The sequence below is a fragment of the Hydrocoleum sp. CS-953 genome, assembly GCF_002260545.1.
In the GTDB taxonomy this organism is placed as follows: domain Bacteria; phylum Cyanobacteriota; class Cyanobacteriia; order Cyanobacteriales; family Microcoleaceae; genus Trichodesmium.
This window is the reverse complement of the sequence record NZ_LGSU01000572.1, coordinates 1-3,692: the sequence shown is the minus strand read 5'-3', so window position 1 is coordinate 3,692 and position 3,692 is coordinate 1. Positions and strand designations below refer to the sequence as shown.

Here is a 3,692-nt window from a genome sequence, read left to right as displayed (position 1 = left end):
ATAAATAACTTGAGCTAGTAATTATCACTCTTGGTGAGATACATATTTGGGATGTTAGGTAATAGGTTATTTGAGTTATCAGTTATCAGTATATTGTACTGACTTAGGACAGTTGAAATACTCAAGTTTATTTTTTTATTCTCTTTAAAGGCGAGGGTTTAAACCTAATTTAATGATGATAAGTGGTCGTGCAAAATTAATTATACAGTAAGCATTCAGCGTTCAGCTAACAGCTAGCCTCCTGAGGAGGAACTACGTTTTTTCCTAACGGAATGCTCCGCTTTCCATGTCGCGCAGCGTTAACGAAGTTGTGCGTTAGCTAAACAGCTTTATTTCCTTTAACAGAGGAAAAAGCAATTTAGAGATTTCATAGAATTAAAAGTATGGTTCAATAATTGATAATTGATAATTGATAATTGATAATTGATAATTACCTCTCCCTAAAACGGATAGGATTGAATAAAAGGAAAATAAATTCATNTTGATAATTGATAATTGATAATTACCTCTCCCTAAAACGGATAGGATTGAATAAAAGGAAAATAAATTCATTGTTTCTCCTTGATCATGAGAGGCTTTAAACCTTAATTATTCGGTAAAAATCCATCAGTTAACCCTTAATAATCTATCGAATTACATCGTTTATTACAAAGCTGTTTGCGCAGCATGACCTAGGAAGAGCTGACCGCTAATAGCTGTTTGCGCAGCATTCCGCAGGAAATGCTTACATTACCCAATTATTAATAATTAATAATTAATAATTAATAATTAAATAATTCTGGTTTAAAACCTCCCCTTTTAAGGGCAGGGCTGTTTCATTCTTGGTTAAGACAGAAGGGGAGCAGGGGAGCAGGGAGCAGGGGAGAATTTTCCACGCTTTACCCTAGATTTTCNAATTGTTGTTATTTGAGGGAATTGAACCAGATATTTAGACAGAGTTTAATGACACTCCGAAGCTGAAAAATCGGCACTGATATGGCTAATTTCTCTATTTTCTGATCCTAAACATCTCTAGTTCTCCTTAAATTGTTAACTCATTTAGGCTTTGAAACAGCCCTGCCCCTTGGATAGGGGAAAAAAGCGGTCGTTTCGGCGCTTGAGCCGACATGAATGCGGAGCATGACCTAGGATGGGATGGCGTTTTGCTTCGCAACATATAAAGCAAAGCGGGTCCGTAGGAGCGGGTCTCCCGAAGAGTGCAGAGCCACTCCGAAGTGAGCCATATCCAATCGACCAAGAAAAGAAATAATATTTCCTGATCTTCAATCTGATGGTTTTAACCAGAGGTAATTATCAATTATCAATTAATGAAACATCTATACAAACTTAATTTTTATAATTATAAATAACACAGAGAATCGGAATAGGTAAACAATTTTGCTTAGGTACTTACTAATTTAATAAGTGTTTGTAAAAAATAGTATAAGTAAGCAAGAGGTAAGAAGGAAGAAGGCTTTATTTATCTAGGATAGAAGGAATAAATATTGAAAAAAAGGGGAAATAATAGAACTAGCTGTCTCAAATGAATTGTAGCAGATATTTTTCAGCATCTGCGTTCGAGATTCTATTTTTGTCGCCTTCTTTTTTCATGCTTAGTGTGAAAAAATACCGTACATCATTCATAATAAAAGTGCTATAACTTTTTTGAATTCTTCTCGATCAAAAAAATCATCTTTTGATAAAAGATAATGCTAAATCGACTGAATAGACGGAAATTTTTAATCAATAACGCTCTAGGTATAACCTCAGCTTTACTACTCAAAGCTTGCCAGAATCAGAATAATTTAACATCAAAAAATGAACCAGAAATTATCAAAGTCGGTATATTACATTCATTAACAGGCACAATGGCAATTAGTGAAAAAAATGTTGTAGATGCCGAATTATTAGCAATTGAAGAAATTAACAAATTAGGAGGTGTATTAGGAAAAATAATCGAACCAATTATAGAAGATGGAGCTTCAGATTGGCANTTGATAAAAGATAATGCTAAATCGACTGAATAGACGGAAATTTTTAATCAATAACGCTCTAGGTATAACCTCAGCTTTACTACTCAAAGCTTGCCAGAATCAGAATAATTTAACATCAAAAAATGAACCAGAAATTATCAAAGTCGGTATATTACATTCATTAACAGGCACAATGGCAATTAGTGAAAAAAATGTTGTAGATGCCGAATTATTAGCAATTGAAGAAATTAACAAATTAGGAGGTGTATTAGGAAAAATAATCGAACCAATTATAGAAGATGGAGCTTCAGATTGGCCAATGTTTGCTGAAAAAGCAACTAAATTAATTAAAGAAGATCGAGTAGTAACAGTATTTGGTTGTTGGACATCAGCTAGTAGAAAAGCTGTTTTACCTGTATTTGAGTCACAAAACCATTTGCTTTGGTATCCTGTACAATATGAAGGTCAAGAATGTTCTAAAAATGTATTTTACACAGGTGCAACACCAAATCAACAGATTGAACCTGCGGTTAAATGGTTGTATGAAAATAAGGGTCAAAAATTTTTTTTAATTGGTTCTGACTATGTTTTTCCTCGGACAGCCAATGCTATAATTCAAGCCAAAATATCTAATCTTGGAGGGGAAATATTAGGAGAAAATTATATTCCTCTAGGCCGTAAAGAATTTAAAGAAATTATTGCAGAAATTATCGCCAAATTACCCAACGGTGGCGTGATATTCAATACTCTAAATGGTGATAGTAATATAGCATTTTTTAGAGAATTAAGTGCTGCTGGTTTAAGACCTAATAAATATCCCGTTATGTCTGTAAGTATTGGTGAAGCTGAGGTCAAAGAAATTGGCATAGAATATCTCATTGGTCATTATGCAGCCTGGAATTATTTTATGACTGTTGATACTCTAGAAAACCAAAAATTTATCCAAAAATTCCAAGAAAAATATGGAAATAATCGAGTTATTAATGACCCAATGGAAGCTGCTTATATAATGGTTTATTTATGGAAGCAAGCAGTTGAAAAAGCAGGTACAGCGAATGATTTAGAAAAAGTAAGTCAAGCTGCTTTAGGTCAAACTTTTAATGCGCCTCAAGCAAAGGTAAAAATGGAAAATAATCATCATCTTTCTAAATATTTTAGAATCGGTGAAGTGAGAAATGATGGTTTATTTGAGATAATTTTTTCTACACCGGAAACTATTCAACCCGAACCGTGGAATGAGTTATTACCTGAGACTAATGGTAGAATTTGTCAATATTGACCAATAAATAAGCCTACAGGAGTAAAACTGTTAGTTGGACTGGTGAAATTATTAATAATTTAGGTGGCAAAAAAGTTGTTTTTGGTAGTAATGGATTTCGACTTGACCGTGATTTAAACGGCGCTCGCGGAATCTTTATTAAAAGCGTGGTAGAACATCCTTCTATCACTTTGGGAGATACCCCCTCAATAAGTTAATCTTATTGTGCATTGTTAGCTTTTGTTAACAAAATAGTATCGGCTTCAAGCCTCCTCTTGGCTGCACCATCTACTGTACAAGGTTAGGACTTACGGAAAGACCATGTATGTAGCGTTCAAAACTATAACGTTATAGTTTTTTAACTCTATATATATTATATATATAAACTATAGTACCTCTGCGTAAGTCCTCATAAAAAAGAAAATTCCAGATTTTCAAGCCTCCGACTTCAAGGGGAGGTACTGATATAAGTCATAGATTAC

General features: G+C 33.7%; 1 protein-coding gene and 1 pseudogene. Both read left to right on the top strand.

The annotated features are described in order from the left end of the window. Positions 1-1,688: 1,688 nt before the first annotated feature. Positions 1,689-1,972: pseudogene (locus AFK68_RS43310) on the top strand (transporter substrate-binding protein); the annotation flags it as partial. A gap of 14 nt (positions 1,973-1,986) precedes the next feature. After that, on the top strand, positions 1,987-3,231 hold the full coding sequence (gene urtA, locus AFK68_RS06185) for an urea ABC transporter substrate-binding protein (protein WP_094672021.1): 1,245 nt from the start codon (positions 1,987-1,989) through the stop codon (positions 3,229-3,231). Positions 3,232-3,692 lie beyond the last annotated feature (461 nt).